20 protein-coding genes, 1 pseudogene and 1 riboswitch are annotated in these 24,800 nt (G+C 66.4%); of the genes and pseudogenes, 11 read left to right on the top strand and 10 right to left on the bottom strand.

What is annotated here, in order from left to right:
• The first annotated feature begins 9 nt into the window (after positions 1 to 9).
• The 4 genes from SKC41_RS13770 to metE all read left to right on the top strand — a co-directional run bounded on the left by SKC41_RS13770 (position 10) and on the right by metE (position 5,649).
• Entirely contained in the window at positions 10 to 1,314 is a 1,305-nt protein-coding gene (locus tag SKC41_RS13770) for a TetR/AcrR family transcriptional regulator (RefSeq protein ID WP_330978086.1), read from the top strand.
• Positions 1,315 to 1,420: 106 nt separating this feature from the next.
• A complete protein-coding gene (locus tag SKC41_RS13765; RefSeq protein ID WP_330978085.1) occupies positions 1,421 to 2,263 on the top strand; it encodes an SDR family oxidoreductase in 843 nt (280 codons plus the stop codon).
• Between the two features lie 76 nt (positions 2,264 to 2,339).
• Positions 2,340 to 2,978, top strand: a complete 639-nt coding sequence (locus SKC41_RS13760) for an SDR family oxidoreductase (RefSeq protein ID WP_330978084.1) — start codon at positions 2,340 to 2,342, stop codon at positions 2,976 to 2,978.
• Between the two features lie 51 nt (positions 2,979 to 3,029).
• Positions 3,030 to 3,221: riboswitch (cobalamin riboswitch) on the top strand.
• Positions 3,222 to 3,369: 148 nt separating this feature from the next.
• Positions 3,370 to 5,649 carry a 5-methyltetrahydropteroyltriglutamate--homocysteine S-methyltransferase gene (gene metE, locus SKC41_RS13755; protein WP_330978083.1) on the top strand — a complete coding sequence of 760 codons (2,280 nt, stop codon included), beginning with the start codon at positions 3,370 to 3,372 and terminating at the stop codon, positions 5,647 to 5,649.
• A gap of 151 nt (positions 5,650 to 5,800) precedes the next feature.
• Here the strand turns inward: metE and SKC41_RS13750 are convergent.
• A pseudogene (locus tag SKC41_RS13750) lies at positions 5,801 to 7,513 on the bottom strand (DUF3556 domain-containing protein); the annotation flags it as partial.
• Between the two features lie 121 nt (positions 7,514 to 7,634).
• On the opposite strand from SKC41_RS13750, the gene SKC41_RS13745 reads away from it, so the two are divergent.
• Positions 7,635 to 7,850: a hypothetical protein gene (locus SKC41_RS13745; protein ID WP_330978082.1), complete on the top strand. Its 216-nt coding sequence runs from the start codon at positions 7,635 to 7,637 to the stop codon at positions 7,848 to 7,850.
• 4 nt (positions 7,851 to 7,854) lie between these two features.
• Here SKC41_RS13745 and SKC41_RS13740 read toward each other — a convergent pair whose 3' ends face one another.
• Genes SKC41_RS13740 through prpD form a run of 3 tightly spaced genes read right to left on the bottom strand, consistent with a single transcriptional unit; the run spans position 7,855 to position 11,380 of the window.
• Complete coding sequence (locus tag SKC41_RS13740; RefSeq protein ID WP_330978081.1) at positions 7,855 to 8,973, bottom strand: bifunctional 2-methylcitrate synthase/citrate synthase; 1,119 nt, start codon at positions 8,971 to 8,973, stop codon at positions 7,855 to 7,857.
• Positions 8,970 to 9,878: a methylisocitrate lyase gene (prpB, locus tag SKC41_RS13735; RefSeq protein ID WP_330978080.1), complete on the bottom strand. Its 909-nt coding sequence runs from the start codon at positions 9,876 to 9,878 to the stop codon at positions 8,970 to 8,972. The genes SKC41_RS13740 and prpB overlap by 4 nt, the downstream gene beginning before the upstream one ends.
• Positions 9,875 to 11,380, bottom strand: a complete 1,506-nt coding sequence (gene prpD / locus SKC41_RS13730) for a 2-methylcitrate dehydratase PrpD (RefSeq protein WP_330978079.1) — start codon at positions 11,378 to 11,380, stop codon at positions 9,875 to 9,877. The genes prpB and prpD overlap by 4 nt, the downstream gene beginning before the upstream one ends.
• Positions 11,381 to 11,490: 110 nt before the next feature.
• Between prpD and SKC41_RS13725 the strand changes: the two genes are divergently transcribed.
• The 3 genes from SKC41_RS13725 (at position 11,491) to SKC41_RS13715 (ending at position 15,594) form a co-directional block, all read left to right on the top strand.
• On the top strand, positions 11,491 to 12,924 hold the full coding sequence (locus SKC41_RS13725) for a short-chain fatty acyl-CoA regulator family protein (RefSeq protein WP_330978880.1): 1,434 nt from the start codon (positions 11,491 to 11,493) through the stop codon (positions 12,922 to 12,924).
• A gap of 164 nt (positions 12,925 to 13,088) precedes the next feature.
• A complete protein-coding gene (locus tag SKC41_RS13720; protein ID WP_330978078.1) occupies positions 13,089 to 14,456 on the top strand; it encodes a flavin monoamine oxidase family protein in 1,368 nt (455 codons plus the stop codon).
• Between the two features lie 160 nt (positions 14,457 to 14,616).
• Positions 14,617 to 15,594 carry a GGDEF domain-containing protein gene (locus tag SKC41_RS13715; protein ID WP_330978879.1) on the top strand — a complete coding sequence of 326 codons (978 nt, stop codon included), beginning with the start codon at positions 14,617 to 14,619 and terminating at the stop codon, positions 15,592 to 15,594.
• On the opposite strand, the gene SKC41_RS13710 is transcribed toward SKC41_RS13715, so the two are convergent.
• Positions 15,591 to 16,103 (bottom strand): DoxX family protein, encoded by a 513-nt coding sequence (locus SKC41_RS13710; protein WP_330978077.1) that lies wholly within the window; start codon positions 16,101 to 16,103, stop codon positions 15,591 to 15,593. The genes SKC41_RS13715 and SKC41_RS13710 overlap by 4 nt on opposite strands.
• A gap of 167 nt (positions 16,104 to 16,270) precedes the next feature.
• Between SKC41_RS13710 and SKC41_RS13705 the strand changes: the two genes are divergently transcribed.
• Complete coding sequence (locus tag SKC41_RS13705; protein WP_330978878.1) at positions 16,271 to 17,881, top strand: pyruvate, phosphate dikinase; 1,611 nt, start codon at positions 16,271 to 16,273, stop codon at positions 17,879 to 17,881.
• Positions 17,878 to 18,483 carry a MarR family transcriptional regulator gene (locus tag SKC41_RS13700; protein WP_330978076.1) on the top strand — a complete coding sequence of 202 codons (606 nt, stop codon included), beginning with the start codon at positions 17,878 to 17,880 and terminating at the stop codon, positions 18,481 to 18,483. Before SKC41_RS13705 ends, SKC41_RS13700 begins: the two co-directional genes overlap by 4 nt.
• A 5-nt stretch (positions 18,484 to 18,488) precedes the next feature.
• Here SKC41_RS13700 and SKC41_RS13695 read toward each other — a convergent pair whose 3' ends face one another.
• The 3 genes from SKC41_RS13695 to SKC41_RS13685 all read right to left on the bottom strand — a co-directional run bounded on the left by SKC41_RS13695 (position 18,489) and on the right by SKC41_RS13685 (position 21,243).
• Positions 18,489 to 19,730 carry a WS/DGAT domain-containing protein gene (locus SKC41_RS13695; protein ID WP_330978075.1) on the bottom strand — a complete coding sequence of 414 codons (1,242 nt, stop codon included), beginning with the start codon at positions 19,728 to 19,730 and terminating at the stop codon, positions 18,489 to 18,491.
• 4 nt (positions 19,731 to 19,734) lie between these two features.
• The gene (locus SKC41_RS13690) at positions 19,735 to 20,637 is read right to left on the bottom strand and encodes an alpha/beta fold hydrolase (RefSeq protein ID WP_330978074.1); all 903 of its coding nucleotides are present in this window, start codon (positions 20,635 to 20,637) and stop codon (positions 19,735 to 19,737) included.
• A 126-nt stretch (positions 20,638 to 20,763) separates the two neighbouring features.
• Entirely contained in the window at positions 20,764 to 21,243 is a 480-nt protein-coding gene (locus SKC41_RS13685; RefSeq protein ID WP_330978073.1) for a VOC family protein, read from the bottom strand.
• 99 nt (positions 21,244 to 21,342) lie between these two features.
• Between SKC41_RS13685 and SKC41_RS13680 the strand changes: the two genes are divergently transcribed.
• On the top strand, positions 21,343 to 22,212 hold the full coding sequence (locus SKC41_RS13680) for an alpha/beta fold hydrolase (RefSeq protein WP_330978072.1): 870 nt from the start codon (positions 21,343 to 21,345) through the stop codon (positions 22,210 to 22,212).
• Positions 22,213 to 22,236: 24 nt separating this feature from the next.
• Here the strand turns inward: SKC41_RS13680 and gnd are convergent, their stop codons facing one another.
• Together gnd and SKC41_RS13670 are read right to left on the bottom strand one after the other, a co-directional pair.
• Complete coding sequence (gene gnd, locus SKC41_RS13675; RefSeq protein ID WP_330978071.1) at positions 22,237 to 23,265, bottom strand: phosphogluconate dehydrogenase (NAD(+)-dependent, decarboxylating); 1,029 nt, start codon at positions 23,263 to 23,265, stop codon at positions 22,237 to 22,239.
• 12 nt (positions 23,266 to 23,277) lie between these two features.
• A complete protein-coding gene (locus tag SKC41_RS13670) occupies positions 23,278 to 24,687 on the bottom strand; it encodes a glucose-6-phosphate dehydrogenase (protein ID WP_330978070.1) in 1,410 nt (469 codons plus the stop codon).
• Between the last annotated feature and the right edge of the window lie 113 nt (positions 24,688 to 24,800).

Raw genomic sequence — 24,800 nt, 5'->3', positions numbered from 1 at the left:
CCGTTAGCCATGGCCAAAGCCGAAACCTTGGCCAAGGGAAAGCGGGCGGGCACCAATGCCCTGGATCAGGCCGACGATTCCGGGACGCGCCGCACCGAGATCCTGCAGACCGCGGCGTCTTTGATCGCATCTTCGGGATTGCGAACCTCGTTGCAGGAGATCGCCGACGCGGCGGGGATTCTGCCCGGCAGCCTCTATCACCATTTCGAATCCAAAGAAGCGATCCTCATCGAGCTGATCCGCCGCTATCAGGATGATCTGCACCGCATCGGGGAAAGGGCCCAGGCGAGACTGGACGACGCCGATTCGCGACCGCCCGCCGAGAAAATCATCGAGCTGGGATCGGCGGTCGCCAACTGCGCCGTGCACCATCGCGCCGCCCTGCAGATGTCGTTCTACGAGGGACCGAGCTCGGACCCCGAATTGATGAACCTGACCCGCAATCAGTCCGTCGCGGTGCAAGAGGCGATGGTGCAAACGCTGCGCGCCGGCCGGTGGACCGGCTACATCAAGCCCGAAATCGATCTGCCCACGCTGGCCGACCGCATCTGCCAGACCATGCTGCAGGTCGGGCTTGACGTCATGCGGCACAACTCTCCACCCGACCAGGTGGCGGAGCTGCTGTGCCGAATCATCTTGCAGGGCTTGGCCGCCCGGCCACCCACTGATGCGGCATTGGATCGGTCGAATGCGTTTTCGGCGGCCAGTGCCGTCATCGAATCGTGGGCCGATGACAGCGACGCCGACCCCAGCGACAAGGCCGCCCACGTCCGCGCCGTGGCACGAACCGAATTCGGCCGCAAAGGCTATGAAGCGACCACGATCCGCGACATCGCGTCGGCGGCGGGGCTGGGCACCGGCACCGTGTATCGGGTGATCGGCTCCAAGGACGAACTGCTCGACTCGATCATGCAATCGTTCGGACAGAAGGTTGAGGCCGGGTGGGTCGCCGTATTCCGCTCGGAGTCCACCCCCATCGAGAAGCTGGACGCACTGAGCTGGATCAACGTCAATGCGCTGGACCGCTTCTCCGACGAATTCCGCATTCAGCTCGCGTGGATGCGGCAATCGCCGCCGACCGCCAATCCGGGCTGGTCGTACCCCACCCGCCTGCGGCAGATGAAATCGCTGCTCTCCGAAGGCATCCGCTCGGGCGAGATTCGCCTCGACGCTCCCTCCACCGCGATGCTGGCACGCTGCGTCATCAGCTTGCAGTGGATACCGGAGAACATTCTGCGCGCGATCGGAAAGCGGCCCGCGCTGGTGCACATCCGTGACACCGTCTTGCGCGGCGCCGCGGTGCGCGGCAAGTAAGTAACACCGTCTAATTCAATCTGGACCCGGTATTGAGCCAAATAACTGTTACCCATACAGTTGAGCAGTTAGAACCGCGTTAGCATTATCCGAGAAGGGGATTTCCATGACCATTGTCGATCGGTTGCGCTACGACGGCAAACGCGCGCTCGTTGTCGGTGGTGCGACTGGCATGGGCGCCGCAGCGGCCAAATCGGCGGCCGAGCTTGGTGCCGAAGTCATCGTGCTGGACTACGCGCCCGTGGATTACGACGTTGCCCAGGCGGTACAGGTCGACCTGCGCGATCCCGTCTCGATTGACTCCGCTCTCGACCAGATCACCGGTCCCATCCACGCGGTGTTCTCCGCGGCCGGCGTCGCCGACGGCACGATCGACCTGATGAAGATCAACTTCATCGGCCACCGCCATCTGATCGACCGCCTGTTGGAGCGCAACCAGCTTCCCAACGGCTCGGCCATCTGCTTCATCTCCTCGGTCGCCGGCATGGGCTGGGAGAACGACCTGGACCTGATGCTGGAATTCCTCGAGACGCCGGACTTCGCGGCGGCCGAGGCGTGGTGTCAGGCGCACGAGGCCGACGGAATCAACCACTACGGGACCAGCAAGAAGGTGATCAACACCTACGTGGCCACCCAGGGCTACCCGCTGGCGAAGAAGGGCATTCGCATCAACGCGATCTGCCCCGGGCCGACCGACACCCCGCTGGCCCAGGCCAACGCGGACCTGTGGCTGTCCTTCGCCCAGGACTACCGCGACGAGACCGGCTCCAAGGTGCACACCCCGGAGCAGATGGGCGACGTGATGGCGTTCCTCAACAGCGAGGCCGCCTGCGGCGTCAGCGGCATCACCGTGCTGGTGGACTCCGGACACACGATGGCCTCGATAACCGGTGCCTATGCGCCGGGCAAGCCGATCATGGACATCATCATGGGCAAGATCAAGCTCTAGGGGTGATCGCGAGCGCGGCGTAGCCGGGCGAAGTCGGGTCGCCACCATCGGACCCGGCGTCGGTACCGTCGATGGCATGGCACGAGTCATCGTCTTCGGCGGACACGGCAAGGTGGCACTGCAGCTGGCTCGCATCCTGAGCGAACGAGGCGAGCGAGTGACCTCCGTCTTCCGCAATCCCGACCACTCCGACGATGTCGCCGCCACCGGCGCCGAACCGGTGGTTGCCGACATCGAGCAGCTCGACACCAACGCACTGGCCGAGCTGCTGCCCGGACACGACGCGGTCGTCTTCTCGGCCGGCGCGGGCGGCGGCAATCCGGCCCGCACCTATGCCGTCGACCGGGACGCCGCGATCCGGGTGATCGATGCCGCCGCCCAGGCGGGCGTCAAGCGGTTCGTGATGGTGTCCTACTTCGGTGCGGGTCCGGACCATGGTGTGCCGCAAGACGATCCGTTCTTCGCTTACGCGGAGGCCAAGGCTGCCGCGGACGCCCATCTGCGAGCCAGCGCACTGGACTGGACGGTGCTCGGGCCCGGCCGGCTCACGCTGGAACCGCCGACCGGCAAGATCGTCATCGGCGCGGGCAAAGAGGTATCCCGCGCTGACGTCGCACTCGTGGTGGCCGCCGCGCTGGCGGACGACTCGAGCATCCGGCGGACCATCGAATTCAACAACGGCGACATCCCGATCCCAGAAGCCCTGGCGGGCTGATTAGACTGCGTCACGCAGCTGGTCTGCTTGCGCCGCAACCGCGGCGCGGGCATCGAGCGAGGCAACGTTAGTAACGCTTCGTGAGAGGGAACCCGGTGGGAATCCGGGACTGTCCCGCAACGGTATGCAGGAACGAACGCCGTCAATAGGCACTGGTCGCAAGACTGGGAAGCGACGGCCACTAGGAGCACCACCCGGTGCGCGCCTGCGAGTCCGGAGACCTGCCAGTTGTGCCGGGCGCACCCGTGCCCGGCGGCTCATCGCCTCGTGGAATGGGCGTTTGGCTGCAGCCGTTGGCGGTAAGTACCTGCAAGAAATGGGTGCTCACCGCGGCAGGATCGGCTGCACGTCCGCCGGCGGTGACCACCACGCCGATTGAAGGACGAATATCGTGACCTCCCAACCATTCACCGCAACTGTCGTCGGCTCTCCGCGCATCGGCCCGAAACGCGAACTCAAGCGCGCGACCGAGGGCTACTGGAAAGGCCGGACCAGCCGGGCCGAACTCGAAAAGCTCGCCGCCACCCTGCGCCGCGACACCTGGACGAGCCTGGCCGACGCCGGCCTGGACTCGGTGCCGGTGAACACCTTCTCGTACTACGACCAGGTACTCGACACCGCGGTCATGCTGGGCGCGTTGCCGGCCCGGGCCGCACAGGTTTCCGACGACCTGGATCGCTACTTCGCCGCCGCGCGCGGCAACGCCGATGTCGCGCCGCTGGAGATGACCAAGTGGTTCGACACCAACTACCACTACATCGTTCCCGAGATCGAGCCCGCGACGAAGTTCACACTGAACGCGAACAAGGCGCTCTCCGAGCTGAAAGAGGCGCTCGAGCAAGGGATTCCAGCGCGCCCGGTCGTCATCGGTCCGATCACCTTCCTGCTGCTGAGCAAGGGCGTTAACGGTGGCGGCGCGCCGATCGAGCGGCTGCAGGAACTGGTGGGAATCTACGCCGAGCTGCTGAGCCTGCTCGCCGACAACGGCGCCGAGTGGGTACAGATCGACGAGCCCGCGCTCGTTACCGACATCTCCCCCGACGCGCCCGCACTGGCCGAGGCGGTCTACTCCGCGCTGGGCAAGGTGAGCAACCGGCCCGCGATCTACGTCGCGACCTACTTCGGTGACCCCGGCGACTCGCTGAGGGCGCTGGCCCGCACGCCCGTCGAGGCGATCGGCGTCGACCTGGTTTACGGCGCCCGCGAGGCGACAGCCTCGATCGTTGGAGCGCCCGAGCTCGCGAACAAGATCCTGGTGGCCGGTGTCGTTGACGGGCGCAACATTTGGCGCACCGATCTCGAGGCGGCGCTGGGCAAGCTGACGACGCTGCTGGGTTCGGCGGCCCACGTAGCGGTCTCGACGTCCTGCTCCACCCTGCACGTGCCGTACTCGCTGGAGCCCGAGACCGGCCTGGACGACGCGCTGCGCAGTTGGCTGGCGTTCGGGCAGGAGAAGGTGGCCGAGGTGGTGACGCTGTCCCGGGCGCTGCACGAGGGCCGCGACGCGGTCGCCCAAGAGATCGCCGCCTCCAACGCCGCGGTGGCCTCCCGCAAAAAGGATCCGCGGCTGCACAACGATCAGCTCCGATCTCGGATCGACGAGATCGTCGCCACCGGTACGCACCGAGGTGACGCGGCACAACGGCGGACCAGCCAGGAGGCGCGGCTGCACCTGCCGCCGCTGCCGACCACGACAATCGGGTCGTTTCCGCAGACCGTCGTGATCCGCAAGGCCCGCGCGGCGCTGGTCGCCGGCGAGATCGACGAGGCCGAGTACGACAGGCGGATGAAACAGGAGATTTCCGACGTCATCAAGCTGCAGGAGCAGCTCGGCCTCGACGTGCTGGTGCACGGTGAGCCCGAGCGCAACGACATGGTGCAGTACTTCGCCGAGCAGCTGGACGGCTTCTTCGCCACCAAGAACGGCTGGGTGCAGTCCTACGGCAGCCGCTGCGTGCGGCCGCCGGTGCTCTTCGGCGACGTCATCCGCCGCCAGCCGATGACGGTGGAATGGGCGAAATACGCGCAGTCTCTGACCGACAAGCCGGTCAAGGGCATGCTGACCGGCCCGGTGACGATCCTGGCATGGTCGTTCGTCCGCGACGACCAGCCGCTGGCGGACACCGCCAACCAGGTGGCACTGGCGATCCGCGACGAGACGGTGGATCTGGAGTCCGCCGGCATCGCCGTCATCCAGGTCGACGAGCCGGCGCTGCGCGAGCTGCTGCCGCTGCGACGGGCCGATCAGGAGGACTACTTGCGTTGGGCCGTCCGGTCTTTCCGGTTGGCGACCTCCGGCGTCGCCGACTCGACCCAGATCCACACGCACCTGTGCTACTCGGAGTTCGGCGAGGTGATCGGCGCGATCGCCGATCTGGATGCCGACGTGACGTCGATCGAGGCGGCACGGTCGCACATGGAGGTGCTGGACGACCTGAACGCGGTCGGCTTCGCCAACAGCGTCGGCCCGGGCGTCTACGACATCCACTCGCCGCGGGTGCCGAGCACGGGCGAGATGGCCGAGTCGCTGCGAGCCGCGCTGCAGGCCCTGCCTGCGGAGCGGCTGTGGGTCAACCCCGACTGCGGGCTCAAGACACGCAACACCGACGAGGTGACCGCGTCGCTGCAGAACATGGTCGCCGCCGCGCAGGAAGTGCGCGCGGGGGTCTGACGGTCGACAGGCCCGAGCGTCACGCCGGCGTGGCGCTCGGGCTTCGGCGTCACTCTGGCGTGACGGTCGGCGGGGCCTCGGGCTCGAGCTCCTCGCGAGCCTCGGCCTCGACCGGCACTTCGGCCTCGGACTCGGGGGCAGCGGACTCGGACAGCACCTGGACCGGCACATCGTCGGCCCAGGGCTGCCGGGTGACCATGTCCGCGACTTTGACTATGCCGCGCTCGAATTCACCCGTCGCGGCGTCCACCAACCGGTAAGACTGCGTCTGCTTATGGATCGGCTGGGCGTCGAGTAGCACGACCCGCACCTCACCGGGCAGGAAGCCGCAGCGCTGCTGCATCGCGGCGATCAGCTGCTCGTTGTGCATATGGCCGTCGCCGAAATTCCATCCGACGGCGGTGCTGCAGATCCGCTCCCCGTCGGTGATCACATAGTCGTCTTCGTTCTGACCGGCCATCGCCCGATGCGCCAGCGTGAACAACGCCCGGCCGTGAGTGTTCATGGCGCGGAAGGCATATCCCAGATACATCGGGATCTGTGCACGCTCCTTGCCGTACACCTTCTCCAGCTGGGCCGCGGGCATGCTGGCGATCGAAACGATGTTGTGGTTGATCTTCTTGTCCGCCGAGGCCTTGATGCACCAGAGCGTGGTGTCCCAGTTACCGGCGTAATAGCGCATGCCGGGCAGGAACGAGATCTTGCGCGGAAACAGATTGCCCGCGATCACGATTGAGGCGATGAACGCGATGAAAATCCCGACCAGCACCGGGTTTTTCAAGTCGGTAAGTCCGGTATGGGTGTGGCCGACGAACAGCGCGAAGACACCGAAGATCATGAACACGTTCCATTCCAGCGGCACCCCCATGGGGATGGCCGACAGGATGCCGAAGTGGAAGATCACCATGATCGCGGCGGGAACCGCGGTCCACCAGCCGCCGTGCCCGACGAATAACGCGATGGGCACGCACATTTCGACGAAGGTGCTCACGTGGGCGAAAACCCGTGACAACCGTCCGGGCCGCAGATCGTCGGGGAACTTCTCGAAGAACATCCGCTTGATGAACCGGGGCCGGAACACCGGGTTGTTGGACATCATCGTTGACATCACGAACGGAAAGTGCTTGTTCAGCTTGGATGTGGCGGCGCCGATCCAGATCACCATGAACACCAGCTTGGCGGCGACGATCATGTCGACTCCGCCGAACAGGAACGTCACCGACAGCGTCGCGTACACCTCACCGCGGGCGGCCAGGAAGATCACCTTGTCGCGCAATCCCAGGATCCCGAGAAGCACCAGGATCAGCGCGATCCGCCAGGTGGGTATCAACCCGACCTGGGTGCCCAATTCCCGCACCGGGCCGGTGCCATCGGCAAACAGGGCCAGGAAGGTCACCAGTAAGAACAGTCCGTATAGCGCGTTGTCGACCAAGGTGCGGGCGGTGCCCTTGGTCCCCGGGACGCGGTTGGGCCATGGGGGCAGCCGGATGGTGTCGGGCCGCAGCCAATACAGGATCGACCCCAGCGGCGGGTTGAAGCGGTTGTTCAGCGGCCCAAAGCCGCAGCCCAGCCCGACCACCTCGAAGAGCATCGTGTACAGCACGACCTTCTCGAACACGATCGGCTCGGCGTACCACGACATGACGTCAGTGACGGCCAACCCGCGAGTGGTCGGCACCGCCAACAACCAAGCGAACAGGATGTAAAGCAAGATCTTGCCGACGTAAAACAGATGCAGAACGACCGGCGTTCCGAAACCGACCTCGGCCCAATGTCGGGCCATCGGGCGGATCTTCTCGCTGCGGGACAGCTTGCTCCACTCGTCGATGTCGACCTGCGGCAGTTCGGGTTGGAGAAATCCCATGGTTCCACACCCTAGAACCTGCTCTAGCCGACCGTGTTGCGGATCGCGGATGACACCCTTTGCCCGCAGGTTCTCCGGCGGTTAGCGTGATGTCCTGGCACCTGCTTAGGAGATGTCCATCATGAGCAGAATTCGGTTCCTGATATCGGCCGCCGTGTTCGCAAGCCTTGCGGTCGCCGGCGCCGGCACGGCGTACGGCCAGGCGCCCGCAGCGGGTGATTCCTGCACGGTGTTGCACTCCACCACGCAGGACGCCAACGGCCGGACGATGTGGTGCAACCCGACCATGACCGGCACCCACAGCCTGGTCTGGCAGTACGGCGGGCCAGCCGACTAGGTGCTCAACTGCGGGCCAGTGCCCGCTGGTCGCGTCCCGAGTAGGCGCTCAACGGCCGGATCAAGGAGTTCGACGCGGCCTGCTCCATGATGTGAGCGGTCCAGCCGGTGATTCTGCTCATCACGAAGATCGGCGTGAAGCAGGCGATGTCGAATCCCATCAGGTAGTAGGCCGGGCCGGTCGGGAAATCGAGATTCGGTTTGATACCAGTGGCGTCGAACATCTCGGCTTCCAGGATGTTGTACATGTCCAGCCAGCGATGCCCGTCGCGCGCCGCCGCGATGCGGCTCAGTGCGTGCTTCATCGTCGGTACCCGCGAGTCACCGTTCTTGTAGACCCGGTGCCCGAATCCCATGACCTTCTCTTTGCGGGCGAGCTTGCCGCGCAACCACTCTCGGGCATTGCCTGGCTCGCCGATCTCGATCATGTCGTGCATTACCGCCTCGTTGGCGCCGCCGTGCAGCGCGCCCTTGAGCGCACCGATGGCCCCGGTGACCGCGCTGTAGATGTCCGACTGCGTCGAGGTCACCACCCGCGCGGCGAACGTCGAGGCGTTGAAACCGTGTTCGGCGTAAAGGATCATCGACTGCTCGAATGCCCGCACGACCGCGGGTTCGGGCACCTCGCCGAAGCACATCTGCAGAAAGTTCTCGGTGTAGCCCAGCCCCCAGTGTGGTGGGATCGGCGCCAACCCGCGCCGGCGCCGCATGTCCACCGCGACAATGGTCGGCAACACCGCGAGCATGCGCAGCGCTTTGGCCCGGTTCGCCGAGTCGTCGTCCTCCTCGGGGTCCTCGGCGCCCAGAAAGCTGATGGCGGTGCGCACCACATCCATCGGATGACAGTTGTCGGGCAGCTTGGTCAGCAGCGACAGCATCGACCGATCGAGCCGGCGGCTGGCGCGCTCGCGCTGGCTGAACAGCGCCAGCTCTGCGTCGGTTGGCAACTCGCCGCGCCAGAGCAGGAATGCGACTTGCTCGAAACTGCAGTGCGCGGCCAGATCCTGCACCGGATATCCGCGGTAGGTCAGCGAATTGGTCTCCGGCACCACTTTCGAGATGGCGGTGGTATCAACGACCACGCCGGCGAGGCCCTTCTTGATGTCAGCGGTCGGCACGGTCATGACTGCTTCCCTTCAAGCGTGAAATTGTAAGTGTCGGTGTCGAACTCGTTGTAGTCCTGGTAGCGCAGCAGCGAGTACAGCCGGCCGCGGTGTTGCATGCGATCCAGCAGATCGAATTGCGTTCCTGATGACTCGATTTCGCGCAGGCCCGCTTCGACCGCGAACATCGCCAACCGCAATGTGGTAACCGGGTAAATGACGACGTTGTAGCCGATGTCGGCCAGCTGGCGCGCGCTCAGCAACGGCGACTTGCCGAATTCGGTCATGTTGGCCAGCAACGGAACATCGACGGCGGCGCGGATCGCCTCGAACTCCGCCACTTCGGTCAGCGCTTCGGTGAAGATCATGTCGGCGCCGGCCTCGGCGTAGGCACGAGCACGGTCGATCGCGGCCGGCAGACCCTCAATGCCGGCGGCGTCCGTGCGTGCGCAGATGACGAAGTTAGGGTCGCGCCGCGCGGATACCGCTGCGCGCAAACGCTTTGTCATGTCCTCGGCTGGGACGACGGCCTTGCCGTCCAAATGGCCGCAACGCTTGGGGTTGACCTGATCCTCGAGGTGGCATCCGGCCAGTCCGGCGTCCTCCAGGACCGCCACCGTGCGCGCGGCGTTCAGCGGCGCGCCGAACCCGGTGTCCGCGTCGATCAGCGTGGGCAGGTCAGTGGCGGCGGCTATCTGCGCGCCTCGCACCGCGACTTCGGTCAGCGTCGTCAGGCCGATGTCCGGCAACCCGAGATCGGCCGCCAGCGCGGCACCGGACACGTAGACGCCTTCGAAGCCCGCCTCGGCGACCGCCTTGGCCACCAGCGGCGAGAAGGCACCCGGAAGCCGCTGCAGCCGGCCACTTTCCAGGCCCGCCCGCAACGCGACGCGCTTGTCGGCGGCACTGGACGAGGAGCCCATCATCGGAAGATCCCCGACGGAACCACCGGCGCCTTGTCCAGCGTCCGCGGATCGACCACCACATTCAGCGCTCCCAACGCGCCGCCCTTAAGATCGGCTACGGCGTCGACAGCGGACAAGAACCGTTGCTGCTCAGCGGGTTCCACGACATCGTCCGCGAGTTCGGTGAACTTGCGGACATACTGCTCGCGCGCGAACGGCCGGGCACCCAGCGGATGGGCATCGGCCACGGCCAATTCATCGGAGATCACCTCGCCGCTCTTCAGCGTCACCTCTGCGCGCGCCCCAAAAGCCTTCTCGGCCGGATCGTTCGAGTGATAGCGACGAGTCCACTGCGGATCCTCGACGGTGCAGATCTTGTGCCACAACTCGACGGTGTCGGCCCGGTGCGCCCGCTCGGGAGCATACGAGCGCTCGTGGTGCCAGCTGCCGTCCTGCAGCGCAACCGCGAAGATGTAGGGCAGCGAGTGATCCAGCGTCTCGCGAGAGGCGTTCGGGTCGAACTTCTGTGGATCGCCCGAGCCGGTCCCGATCACGTGATGGGTGTGGTGGCTGGTGTGCAACACGATCGTCGCAACCTGATCGAGGTCGCCGACCCGGTCACGCAGCCGGCGCGCCAGGTCGATCGGTGCCTGGCTCTGGTATTCCGCCGAGTGCTCCTTGGTGTAGCTGTCCAGGATCGCGCGCTTGGGTTCACCCGGCTCCGGCAACGGCACCTGGTAGGTGTGGTCGGGACCGCCCAGCAGCCAGGCGATTACCCCGTCCTCGCCTTCCCAGATGGGCGCCGGGGCGCCTTCGCCACGCATCGCGCGGTCGACCGCCTCGATGGCGATCTTTCCGGCGAACGCCGGCGCGAACGCTTTCCAGCTGGAAATCAGGCCCTTGCGGGATTGACGGGTGGCCGTGGTCAGGTGCAGCGCTTGTCCGACCGCCTGATAGATGGTCTCGGTGTCCAGTCGCAGCATCGTCCCGATGCCCGCTGCCACCGACGGACCCAAATGTGCGACGTGGTCGATCTTGTGCTCGTGCAGGCAGATCCCCTTGACCAGATCGATCTGGATCTCGTAGGCGGTGGCCAGACCGCGAATCAGGTCGGCGCCGCGCACGTCGAGCTGCTGGGCGACGGCAACCAGCGGCGGAATGTTGTCGCCGGGATGCGAGTAGTCCGCGGCCAAGAACGTGTCGTGGAAGTCCAGCTCGCGCACCGCGACGCCGTTGGCCCAGGCCGCCCACTCGGTCGAATAGCTGCCCGGAACGCCGAAGACTCGGGCCCCACGCTGCACCGGATGCGCCAGCGCCTGTGCCCGCGCGGTGGTCACCGGCCGGCGGATCACCGAGGCGGCGCTGACGGCGGCGTTGTCGATGATGCGGTTGCGCACCATCTCCGCGGTCTCCGGAGCCACGGCGACCGGGTCTGCCGCTACCTCGGCAATCTTGAAAGCGAGGTGCTCGCGGCGGGGGAAGTGGTCGGCGCTACGCCGGGTTCGCACGTCATGGATGCGCATAAATCGCACAGTACGCAGCCGGGTAACCGCGGTAAATCCCCTAAAAGAGCGTAATTTTGTGTCCCGATCCCGGTGATTTTGCGAATTTTGCGAAAGGCAGTGGGCGTACCCTGTTGCAGGTGGCGAAGACGTTCGCGGGTGCGCGGCTGCGCCGGCTGCGCGAAGAGCAGGGGCTGACTCAGGTCGCGCTGGCGCGTGCCCTTGGATTGTCGACCAGCTACGTCAACCAGCTGGAAAATGACCAACGCCCGATCACGGTCCCGGTGCTGCTGACTCTTACCGAGCGATTCGACTTGCCGAATCAGTACTTCGCGCCCGAGTCCGATGCCCGACTGGTCGCGGATCTGCGCGAGATCTTCGCCGAGGGACCCGCGACGGCCAGCCAAATCGAGGAGCTCGTCGCCCGCATGCCAGAGGTCGGCCAGGCGCTGGTCAATCTGCAGCGGCGTCTGCACGACGCCACGTCCGACCTGGAAGCGCTGCACAGCCGGGCCAACGCCGATACATCCGCGGGACCCTCGCAGCCGATGCCCTTCGAAGAAGTCCGGGACTTCTTCTACGACCGAAAGAACTACATCGGGGATCTCGACGTCGCGGCCGAGCAGCTGTTCGACCAAAACCATTTGCAGACAGGCGGACTCGACAGCCAGCTGGCGGAGTTCGTTCGCGACCAGCTCGGCGTGACCGTGGTCATCGACGATGGTCAGGTCTTGAATCCCAACTCGAAACGCCTGTTTCGCGCCGAGTCGAAGACCGTGTATCTGGCCCGGTGGCTGCATCCGGGCCAACGCGCCTTCCAGTTGGCAACCCAGATCGCATTGCTCACCCAGGCCGAGCTGATCGCACAACTCATCGACGGCGACGACCAGCTCAGCGATGATGCGCGGGGCGTGGCACGCATCGGGCTGGCCAACTACTTCGCCGGCGCGCTGTTGTTGCCCTACCGGCGATTCCTCGAGGCCGCCGAGGCCATGCGCTACGACATCGACCAGCTGGCAAGACGTTTCGAGGTGGGGTTCGAAACCATCTGTCACCGACTGTCCACGCTGCAACGCCCGAGCGCCCGCGGTGTCCCGTTCATCTTCGTCCGGACCGACAGCGCGGGAAACATCTCGAAACGCCAGTCCGCCACGGCTTTTCACTTCTCCCGCGTCGGCGGCAACTGCCCCCTCTGGGTGGTTCACCACGCATTTTCCCGTCCCGGCCAGTTCATGACTCAGATCGCACAAATGCCCGATGGGCGCACCTATTTCTGGCTCGCCAGGACTACGTCCGCGGAACCCAGCCGCTATCTCGGCCCCGACAAGACCTTCGCGATCGGGCTCGGTTGCGATGTGGCCCACGCCGAGAAACTGATCTACTCCGTCGGCATCGACCTCACCGGCCTCACCGGCGCCGGGGCGATAGTGCCGATCGGCGCGGGGTGCAAGATCTGCGACCGGGCCGCCTGCCCGCAACGCGCCTTCCCCTACCTCGGCCACCCGGTGCACGTCGACCCACACTCCAGCACCGATCTGCCCTATCCGCCGATAATCCCGTGCTGAGCGGCCCCCAAAACTGCGATCGGCCAACGCTTTTGCATAGGCGTAAAAGACCCTCAGCGACGGCGGCCCGAATCGGTACATGAATTCCGCGCGAACGGACTGCTGTCGTGTTGCGATCGGTGTAGTTTGCTGCTCAGCGGGGCAACGGCAACCGAGGAGCGGTCATGGCGGACGTCGATTATTGCGTGGTCGGAGCGGGTTTCGCGGGTTTGACGGCCGCGTTGCGGCTGAAGCAAGCCGGGCACTCGGTGGCCTTGCTGGAGGCCCGCGACCGCGTCGGTGGTCGCACCTTCACCGTGACCCGCGACGACGGCGTATGGGTCGACCGCGGCGGCGCTTGGATCGGGCCGGGGCAGGACCGCATCTACGCGCTGATGAACGAGTTCGGCGTGCCGGAGTACAAGCAGCACAACGACGGCGACGCCATCATGATCGTCGACGGCAAAAAGCACCGCTACGGCGGCACCATCCCGTGGAGCATGAGCCCATGGGCGATCGCCAACCTCGGAATCGGCCTGGCCTCCATAGACGAGATGTGCAAGGCGATTCCGCGCGAGGCCCCCTGGGAAGCGAAGAAGGCGCAGGAGTGGGACCGCATCACCATCGGCGAATGGATCCACAAGAACACCGCGTCCAAGCAGGCCCGCGAGATGCTGGACATGGCGCTGGGCGGCACCTACACCTCGGCCGCGTCCGAGACGTCGCTGTTGTGGTGTTTGACGCAGATGGGGTCCTCCAACGGGGGCGCCACCTTTGTGATCTCCGGCAAGGGCGGCGCCCAAGACGCCCGTCCGGTGGGCGGTATGGGCGCCCTGCACCGCCCGATGGTGGCGGAACTCGGTGACGCACTGCATCTTTCGCGACCCGTCCACCAGATCGCCCAGGACGCCGACGGCGTAACCGTCACCGCGCAAGGCCTGACCGTGCGGGCCAAGCGCGCCATCGTGGCAATACCGCTGGCAATCGCCAGCTCGATCGTCTACGAGCCGCTACTGCCGGTGGACCGGGCGATGCTGCACCAGCGCATGCCCAGTGGCGCGGTCATCAAGATCTCGATGATCTACGACGAGCCGTTCTGGCGGGCCGATGGGTTGTCCGGCCAGACGTCGTCGCCGGGTTCCCCGGCCACCCTGACCATCGACGCCTGCACCGATACCGCGGACCCTGGCATCCTGTGCGTGATCACCGAGGGCCCCGCGGCACGCCGGCTGACCAAGCTCGAGGAGGCCGAGCGCAAGGCCGCCGTCATCGACGAAGTCGTCGACCGGTTCGGCTCTAAGGCCCGCTCGCCGCTGGAATTCCACGAGCAGAACTGGACCACGGAGCGGTATTCCGGCGGTGGGATGATCAGCCACGCCCTCACCGGCGTCCTCACCGAATACGGGTACACCCTGCGCCCACCGTGTGGTCGCATCCACTGGGCCGGAACCGAGAGTTCGGCCGTCATGTGCGGGTGGATCGACGGAGCGATTCGTTCCGGGGAGCGCGCCGCGACCGAGGTGGCCGCGGCCGAAACCGCCGCGGTCGGCTAGCCTCAGCACGCCTACCTGGACATCCCCGGCGTGCCCGCTCGACAGAGCAGTGCCACAATGGGCCGAATATCGGCATCACGGGGGCGTGACCAGGAGAGTTGACGGGATGGGTGTAAACGTCCCAGGCCCTTTGGGTCGTCGATCCGCTCAGCGATATCGGCTGCGGCTACATGCCAGCGCCGGCAGCGGCTTCTACGCCAGGGAGCAAGTTCGGCTGCTCCGAATCTACTTGGGCGGCACAACTTTTCTTTACACCTATGGCGCGACGTTCACCCTCTTTCCCATTCACAAGGGCCTGACCTACGCGAACCCTACCGGGGGCATCATCGCGATCGTCCTCGGCATCGCCGCACTTGTCTGGTTGGGCGTGCGTCCCGACCGACCCGCGCCGGCGACCGCCGTTGCGATCGCGGCCACCCCGATCGTGATGGCCTTCCACATCGCGATCCTCGCCGAGTTCGTCTGCCTGATCGCGCCGATCTTCCTGGCCATGTACCTGCGCGCCTTCCACTCGCCGCGCCGCGGGGCGATTCTGGTCGCCGTGCTGACCGGGGCATGCGTCCTGGCTCTTGCGGTCGCACCGACGCCCAAGCTGGGGATCGACTACTTCATCTTCGTGATCGCCATCGTCGGTGCCGCCGAATCGTTCGGGTTGCTGATGCGAGCCCTGGTCGCCGCGGCGTGCACCGATCCCCTGACGCGTCTGCTCAACCGGGCGGGCTGGGAGATCGCCACCGCCGACCTGCTGGACCGCTCCCGTTCGGCGGCGATCACCATCACCGTCATGGTGCTCGACATCGACAACTTCAAGACGATCAATGACACCCACGGGCACCTGGCCGGCGACGAGCATCTGATCAGCCGGGCGGAATGCTGGCGAAAACTCGCGCCCGCCAATGCCGTTCTGGCCAGGCTCGGCGGCGACGAATTCGCGGTGTGTATCGCCGACGACGCGAACCTGGCACCGGGCAGTTCGGCTCGGTTTATCGACGACGTCCGCCTGCACACCCCGGGCACCAGCATCGGCACCGCATCGCACAGCGCTGCGGGCGCCGACATCGCCGCGCTGTACGCAATCGCCGACGCGGCACTCTACGACGCCAAGCGCAAGAAGCTTCCGGGCGCGCTGGGGATCTAGCCGGCTCGCTTGGCCGGCGGGCGGTAGAAGATCAGCAACTGGCCGATGGCGCCGGCCAGGCCGAGCACCACCGAGATCAGCAGGCCGTTCCAACCGATCAGCGGGTCGTTGATCCCGAAAATCGCCCAGTCCAGGCTGAGCCGGCCGGGGCCCAGCGTGGCGACCGCGATCGCGCTGATCGCCAGGACCAGGTTGTACTCCCAGCCCTCCTTGACGATGAAGAACCCGTTGTGGCGATGGACGGTCCAGGCCGCGACCAGCATCAGCGACACGAAGCCCGCCGCCGGGATCGGTGTGAGCAGCCCGGCCGCCAGGCCCAGCCCGGCGGCCATTTCGGTGCTGGCGGCCACGGTGGCGTGGAACTTGCCCGGCTTCATACCGATGCTCTCGAACCAGCGCGCGGTGCCCGGTATGCGGCCGCCGCCGAAGAACTTGTTGTAGCCATGCGCGGCCAATGTCACGCCCAGCACCAGCCGCAGGATCAGTAATCCGACGTCATAGGGAGTCATACGTGCAAACCTAGATCATCGGCCGGATCGGATAACAGCAGCGGTGAGCGGCTGTGGCCGGCGATCAGTGTGGGAACATAGCGGGCGTTCCCGCGTATGCCGAAACCAGAGCCAGGAGGGGGTGCACCACGGCGCGTATCGCACGAGGCAACAGCACTCCCGAGAGCATCGGGCATGCCGCCACCTCCACCGACCACACCGTGGTGTTGCTGAACGGCGACGCGGACCATCCGCGGCAGATCCTGGGCAACAAGGGCCACGGCATCGAGGTCATGCGTCGGCACGGCCTGCCGGTGCCCCCCGCGTTCTGCATCACCACCGAGGTGGGCCTGCGGTATCTGGCCGAGCCCGCGACGACGCTGGACGCGATCTGGGACGACGTGCTGAGCCGGATGAAGTGGCTGGAGACCGAAACCTCCCGCACGTTCGGCCGCGGTCCGCGGCCGCTGCTGGTCAGCGTGCGCTCGGGCGCCACCCTGTCGATGCCCGGCATGATGGACACGATCCTGAACGTCGGCCTCAACGACGAGGTGACGAAGGCGCTAGCCGCATCGGGGGCCGAGAAGTTCGCCCAAGACACCCGGTTGCGGTTCACCGATATGTATCAGCGCATCGTCGGCGGAGAATCGCAATCCGTTCCGTCCGACCCGTACGCGCAGCTGCGCGCGGGCATCGAGGCGGTGTTCGCGTCGTGGAATTCGCCGCGCGCGGTCGCCTACCGCGACCACTACGGCCTCAACGATCGCGGCGGTACCGCGGTGGTGGTACAGGCCATGGTGTTCGGCAACCTGGGCGCCAATTCCGGTGCCGGAGCGTTCTTCTCACGCGACCCGATCACCGGCGCCAACGAACCGTTCGGCGAATGGCTGCCCGGCGGCCAGGGCGACGACGTCGTATCGGGGTTGGTCGACGTCGAGCCGATCACCGCGCTGCGCGACGAGCAGCCGGCGGTCTACGACGAGCTGATGGACGTCGCCCGCACCCTGGAGCGGCTCGGGTCCGACGTGCAGGAGATCGAGTTCACCGTCGAAGAGGGCAAACTCTGGCTGCTGCAGACCCGGGCGGCCGAGCGCTCGGCGCAGGCCGCGGTGCGACTGGCGCTGCAGCTGCATCACGAGGGACTCATCGACGCCACCGAGACATTGCGCCGAGTGACCCCGGCGCACGTCGAAGCCCTGCTGCTGCCCGCGCTCCAACCGGAAATACGTTTGGCTGCACCACTTTTGGCCAAAGGCCTGCCCGCGTGCCCGGGCGTGGTGTCGGGCAAGGCCTACACGCAGGTCGACGAAGCGCTCGAGGCCGCCGATCGGGGCGAGCAGGTGATCCTGGTGCGCGACCACACCCGGCCCGAAGATGTGATGGGCATGCTGGCCGCCCATGGCATCGTCACCGAGATCGGCGGGGCCGCCAGCCACGCGGCAGTGGTCAGCCGCGAGCTCGGCCGGGTGGCCGTGGTGGGCTGCGGCAACGGAGTGGCGGCAACGCTGGCCGGCAAGCAGATCACCGTCGACGGCTACGAAGGCGAAGTGCGCGAAGGCAATCTGGCCCCGACCTCATGGTCGCAGACCGATACGCCCGAACTACGCGAACTCGCCGACCTGGCACGACGGATCAGCCCACTGCGCGCGCACACCAGCGGCGACCATCCCCGGCTGGATGACACCTCCGACGCCGCGGTGCGTGCTGCCCTGGACAGCGGTCGTACCGACGTGCTTTCGGCCTCCCCACTGATCGTCATGCTGGCCGCGCTGCGATTGTCGAGCCAGGACGCGCCGTGACCGAACTGGCCGTGCTGCAAGCGGTCCGGCTCAAGGGGCGCGTCAGTCCGGCCGATCTGAGCGCGACGCTGAACCAAGACGTCGACGATGTCGCCGAACGGCTGACCGCATCGGGCTTGCTCGTCGGCACAGCGACGTTGCGGATCAGCCCCAGCGGCCGCGACCGTCTGGACGCGCTGCTCGCGCAGGAGCGCGAAGGTATTGACGAGGCCGCGATGACCGCCGCTTACGACGACTTCCGAAGCGTGAACGCGGATTTCAAGGCCCTGGTCACCGATTGGCAGGTCAAAGGCGGCCCCGCCGGAGAACCGAACGCGCACGACGACGTCGAGTACGACGCGGCGGTGTTGGCCCGCCTGGACGGCGTGCACGCCCGGGTGCTGCCGATCATCGAGGCGGCCGCGGCCCAGATACCGCGGTTGAATGCGTATTCGGTGAAACTGGTTGCGGCACTGGACAAAGTCAAGTCCGGCGACATCACCTGGCTGACCCGGCCGCTGATCGACTCGTATCACACGGTGTGGTTCGAATGGCATGAGGAGCTGATCGGCGCCGCCGGGCTGACCCGCGAGGAAGCCGCGAGATCCGGTGATGCGCAGTAACCTCGCTACAACGCGGCGTCCAGCAATTCCAGGTAGGCGTCGACGTCGGCGAGGACCGACTCCGCCGTGTGGACGCTGATGGCAATGGTCTCGCCGATGCCGTGCACTCCGTGCGTCAGACCCATCGACGGGGACAGTCCCGGATAGCCGGCCGTCAGCACCACCCGCGCGTTCCCGAACCGCAGATCGGCGGGCCCGCGGTTGACGCTGGATACCACGGTGTTGCCCAGCACCTGCGCGGACCGGGCGTCGGAGTCGAATCGTGAGACGCCCCAACGCAGTAGCGGGGCAGGCACCGCCGCGAATGCCCGGTCGCCGGCCCGGGTCGCGGGATGTTCGAATCGGCGCCGGCCGTTGGCCAGGTCGGTGGCGATCCGATCCAGCCGCGCATCCAGCTCCAGCCGCGGATAGAGTCCAACGACGACGTTGCCGAAGTGGTTATTCGCTTGCGGCACACCGGGTTTAGCCATCGGGATTTCCGCGCCCAGCGAATCTGTCGAGTCGGGAAGCAACCGCGACAACGCGGTCGAAACGGCGCCGAGCACCGCGACGGTGACGCTGGGACCACGTAGCTGCGAGCGATGGCGCACCAGTGTGCGCATCGAACGAACACCGTCGGGGCGGGCATTGGTGGCAAGCGGCGGGCGAGTCCCGGCCCCCGGTACCAGTAGCCCCGCCCGGGTATCGCGGACCAGCCCGCGATGGCTCCACGCCGCTTGGGCGGCTCGCCACGCGAAGATGCCCGGCCACCTCCGTTGCACCTCGGGCACCGGGGCCTGCCGGCCGAACAGCCAGCCCGCCAGCGCCGCACCGCGAACGCCATCGGCCAGCGCGTGCGGCGCCTGCAGCACCGCCACCGCCCCCGGGCCGTCGGCACCCGGGATGCCGCGCACCGGCGTGAACACGTGCAGCCGCCAGGGCATCCGGCGAAGGTCCAGCTGGCTGTCGGCCCAGCCGGCAACCTCCGACAGGCAGGCCTGCCAGCTGTGATCGGCCAGGTTGTGGCGCACCACCTGCTCGGGCGTCACCGTCGTGGGAACCCACCGCGGATACGTCGGCGAACACCCATCCTCGACCCGCAACCTCAGCTCGGGGCACGCCCGAGCCCGACGCCGAACCTCGTCGAGAGCACCATCCAGGTCGGCGGGTTCGCCGTCGAATGCGTAGAGCAGGAACTCGTCGTTGGGGACTTTGGCCGACATCCAGTAGAACTGCGCATCGACGGCCGCCATTCGGCGCGCGGCCATGGGCTCAGCCGGGTGAGCCGATGAACGCCAGCACCCGCTCGGCGATTTTCTCGGGCTGTTCGAGCTGCAGGAAATGCCCAGCGTGATCGATGATCGCCACATCGCTGCCGGCGGGCAGCACCTTTTGGGTCCAGTGCGCAAAAGCCGGAGTCATGCAACCGTCGTCGCGGCCATGCAGGTACAGCGACGGCAGGATCGGCGCCTCGGTCCACCGCTGGTTCAGTTCGGCGTACCGCTGCGGCGGCCGGGTGTTGCGAAGCGTGGCGCGGTAGGTCCCCAGCGCCGCCCGCCAGCTTTCCGGTGTTCCGATCGCGGCATCGACGTGGCGCAGGTCCTCCTCGGCACCGCGATAACCCGGAGACCACCGCCGCCACAACCGCGGCACCACCCAGGACGCGGAACGCTCAGGCAGGAAAGGCAATTGGAAGTAGAACATGTACCAGCTGCGCAGCAGCTGACGAGGAATCTGGCGGGCCAGCCGGCCGCGCTCGCTCACCTGGCCGCGGAAGGCGGCCGAGACCGGCACCGACATGATCACGGCCTTGGTGAACGGGCTGTTGGGCATCGCGGCCAGTCCGGTGGCCGCCAGTGCGCCCCAGTCGTGTCCGATCACCACGTCGCGGTCGGTGCCGCCGGCGGCCTCACGCACCCGCAGCGCGTCGTCCATGATCGCGCCGACGTGATAGCTGCCGTCGTCAGGAATGGACGACGGCGCGTATCCCCGCATGAACGGTGCGACGACCCGCCAGCCGGCCGCGGCAAGGAGCGGGGCCATCTTGCGCCAGCCGTAGGCGGTGTCGGGGAAGCCGTGCAGACACAAGGCGATCGGGGCATCGGCTGGTCCCCAGGTGAGCGCCTTGAGGTCCGCGGGAGGGCCCGGCACGTCGATCCACCGCGGCTCGGTCATCTCGGGTAGTCCGCCATGTTCACTCCTGTTCGGCGCGCGTCCGCACGGACCAACCTAACGCGTGCGAGTCCGGACCGCACCGACCGGAGCCGAAGAATGTCTAAAGCTGCACGGCATCAAGGGTTTTCACTTCGACACTTGCGCGGCCGCCCGCTCGAGGTCGGCGACGATGATCTTGCGCATCCCGTACATCGCCTGGGTCGCGGCCGTCGCACGGGCCGGATCGGGATGGCTCACCAGCTCGTAAAGCCGGTTCGGCACGACCTGCCAACTCAGACCGAAGCGGTCCTTGCACCAGCCGCACTGAGATTCCTCGCCACCGTCGGTCAACCGGTCCCAGTAGTAGTCGACCTCGTCCTGGTCCTTGCACTCGATAGTGAAGGACACCGCCTCGCTGAACGTGAAGTGCGGACCTCCGTTGATCCCGATGAACCGGGTGCCGTCCAGCACAAAGGTGCCCGACAGCACCGAGCCGGGCTCGCCGGGTCCGGCGTCGGTGCTCCGGTTGAATTCCTCGATTCGCGAGTTCGGGAAAACCGAGATGTAGAACGTCGCCGCCTCCTCCATGTTGTGGTCGAACCACAGCGAGGGCGTGATCGATGGCATGGGCGTCTCCTCCGGTGTCGGGCTACGGGCGTCGGTCGTCGGTCGGATAGACCCCACCAATCGGCAGAAATCATCGGAGGACTATGTAACGTCAGATCGATGAGCACCGTGAGCAGCAGTTCCCAGACGGTCGAGTTCGCAGGTGCGGGCGGTATCGGTCTCGTCGCCGACGAATGGAACCGTGACGCCGCGATCGCGGGCCGACCGTCGATCCTGATGCTGCACGGCGGCGGCCAGAACCGATTTTCCTGGAAGAACACCGGCCAGGTGCTGGCCGACGAGGGCTATCACGTGGTCGCGCTGGACAGCCGCGGGCACGGCGACAGCGACCGGGCGCCGGGCGCGGACTACGCGATCGAAACCCTGATGGCGGACGTCTTGCACGTCCTCGACGCCATCGGCCACCCCGTGGTGCTGATCGGCGCCAGCATGGGTGGACTGACCGGCATCCTGGTCGCCGACAGCGCGGGACCGGAGAAGGTGACCGGATTGGTGCTGGTCGACGTGGTGCCGCGATACGAGAAGACCGGAAGCGCCCGCATCCGGGATTTCATGCTGACCAACCTGCATGGCTTCGGCTCGCTCGAAGAGGCCGCCGACGCCGTCGCCGCCTATTTGCCGTACCGGGAAAAACCACGCAGCCCCGAAGGCCTGAAGAAGAACCTGCGGCTGCGTGACGGACGCTGGTACTGGCATTGGGATCCGGCGTTCATGACCGCACCCGGGGACGACCCGGAGCTGCGCACCGAGCACTTCGAGCAGGCCGCGGCCGATCTCAAGATTCCGGTCCTGTTGATCCGCGGCAAGCTCTCCGACGTCGTCAGCCCCGAAGGCGTCAAGCACTTCCTGGCGACGGTTCCGCGTGCGGAGTTCGTCGAGTTGTCCGACGCCGGGCACACCGCGGCCGGCGACGACAACGACGCCTTCAGCGACGTAGTGGTGGAGTTCGTCAAGCGGCTGACCGGTTAGTCAGCCGCCCTCGCGGTCGCCGCGTCAGCCGCCCACTCCCGGTTTCTCCGCGTGCCCGCCGAACTGCTTGCGCATCGCCGACAGCGCCTTGTTGGCGAAGTCGTCGAGGCTGCGTGACGCGAAGCGGGACTGCAACGCGGTGGTGAGCACCGGTGCGGGCACGCCCTCGTCGATCGCCGCGATCGCCGTCCAGCGGCCCTCTCCGGAATCGGAGACCCGTCCGGAAAACTCCGACAGCGTGGGCGATTCGTGCAACGCGATCGCGGTCAGATCCAACAGCCAGGAGCCGACGACGCTGCCCCGGCGCCACACCTCGGCGATGTCGGCAATGTCGAAGTCGTATTGGTAGCACTCGGGATTGGACAGCGGCGCGGTTTCGGCATCGCCCTTTTCGATACGCGTGCCGATGTCGGCGTTGCGGAGAATGTTGAGGCCCTCGGCGAGCGAGGCCATCATCCCGTACTCGATGCCGTTGTGCACCATCTTCACGAAGTGCCCGGCCCCCGACGGACCACAGTGCAGGTAGCCCTTCTCCGGTTGCGCGACCTCGCCGTCGCGGCCGGGCGTGCGGGGTGCCGCATCGACCCCGGGCGCGATGGTCTTGAAGAGCGGCTCGGCGTGCTCGAAGGCGTAGTCGTCACCGCCGATCATCAGGCAGTAACCACGCTCCCGGCCCCAGACTCCACCGCTGGTTCCGCAATCGATGAGGTGAATCCCCTTCTCGGCCAATAGCTTTGAGTGCTTGAGGTCGTCGCGGTAGTAGGAGTTACCACCGTCGATCACGATATCCCCGGACTCGAGAGTGTCGGCCAGCTCCTCGATCACCGACGTGGTGATGCTGCCGGCGGGCACCATGACCCAGACGACCCGTGGGGCGGTCATTTTCTCGGCCAGCTCGGCAACCGAGAACGCCGCGGTCATCCCCTTCTCGTTGGCCAGCGTCTTGACGACCTCCTTGTCGTAGTCGTAGACGACGCCCTCGTGGCCGCCGTCGACGACACGACGGATGATGTTGGCGCCCATCCGGCCCAGGCCGATCATTCCGAGCTGCATTTTCTGGTCTCCTTACTGTCCCGACTGCGTTTTTGGAGGGAACCACGGGTCTTGCCAATGGTGGTGACCGCGGACTAGCGCCTGCGCGGCCTCGGGCCCCCAGGACCCGGGCTCATAGGGATGGGTTTCGCCCGGCTTGTCGAGCAGCGGCTGGACGATGCGCCACGTCTGTTCAATGCTGTCTTCCCTCGCGAAAAGCGTGCGATCGCCGGTCAGCGCGGCGTGCAGCAACAGTTCGTAGGGTCCCTCGGCTTCACCCAGGTCGGTGGCGAACAACGAGTCCAGGTGGACGTCGTGCCATTCGTCGCGAACCTGGGCGGACAGCTGCATCCGCATCCCCGGCTCGGGATCGATGCGCAGCACGATCTGATTGGGCTCGGCCGCCCTGCGGTGCGGCAGGAAGGCCAGCTGCGGAACGCGGCGCAGAAACAACCGCACCTCGGTGACCTTTTCCGGCAGCGACTTGCCGGCCCGCAGGAAGATCGGCACTCCGGACCAGCGCCAGTTGTCTATCTCGGTCCGCAGCGCGATGTAGGTCTCGGTCTGCGAATCCTTTGCCACCCCAGCGACATCGGTGTAGCCGTGGTACTGACCGCGTACGCAATGTTCGGGATCCAGCGCCGGGATCGCGCGGAACACCTCGGACTTCTTGTCGTTGAGGTCATCGGCGGTGCCGCCCACCGGCGGCTCCATCGCCACCATCGCCAGGACCTGCAGCAGATGGTTCTGCACCACGTCGCGCAGCGTGCCGACCGCGTCGTAGAACCTGCCCCGGTCCTCGACGCCGAAGTTCTCGGCCATCGTGATGTGAATCTCCGACACGCTCTGGCGATCCCATAGCGCGGCCAGCGCCTGATTGGCGAACCGGAGGCATTCGAGTTCGACCACGGGCTGCTTGCCCAAGAAGTGGTCCACCCGCAGGATCTGGTCTTCCTCCAGCACCGCGCGCAATCGCTCGTTGAGTTCGCGCGCTGACTCCAGGTCATGGCCGAAGGGCTTTTCCACCGCGACGCGTGCGCGCGCCACCAGGCCCTCTCGGGCGAGATTCTCGACGATCGGCGCGAACAACGCGGGCGGCATCTCGAGGTAGTACAGCGGGCAATAGTCAGTACCGATCATCTCGGCCAGCCGGTGGTAGAGATCGCGGTCGGTGACGTCGCCGTGGATGTAGTCCAACCGATTCGCCAGTCGATCGAACACCTCGTCGTCGATCTTCTCCCCGGCGTCATTGATCGCCCCGCGAGCCCGCGCGACGAGCTCCTCGACACTGATGTCGTCGCTCGCCACACCCAGGATCGGGCAGTCGAGTAGGTTGCGGCGCTCGAGCCGATACAGCGCCCTGAACGTCATCTTGCGGGCCAGATCACCGGTAATGCCAAAGATCACCAGCAGGTTGGACGAATCACCACCGTCGTCGGCCAAGATCGAACCTCCCAAAAGCCACCGGATCGGTTCACTTGAGATTCACTACCCGGGGGTGATCGCACTCAACCCTAGACACTGGGGATAGGGCCGACAACCGGAAGCCATCGCGC

The organism is Mycobacterium sp. 050128 (assembly GCF_036409155.1).
Lineage (GTDB): Bacteria > Actinomycetota > Actinomycetes > Mycobacteriales > Mycobacteriaceae > Mycobacterium.
The sequence above is the reverse complement of the archived record's forward strand: the minus strand, read 5'-3'. Positions and strand labels throughout refer to the sequence as shown.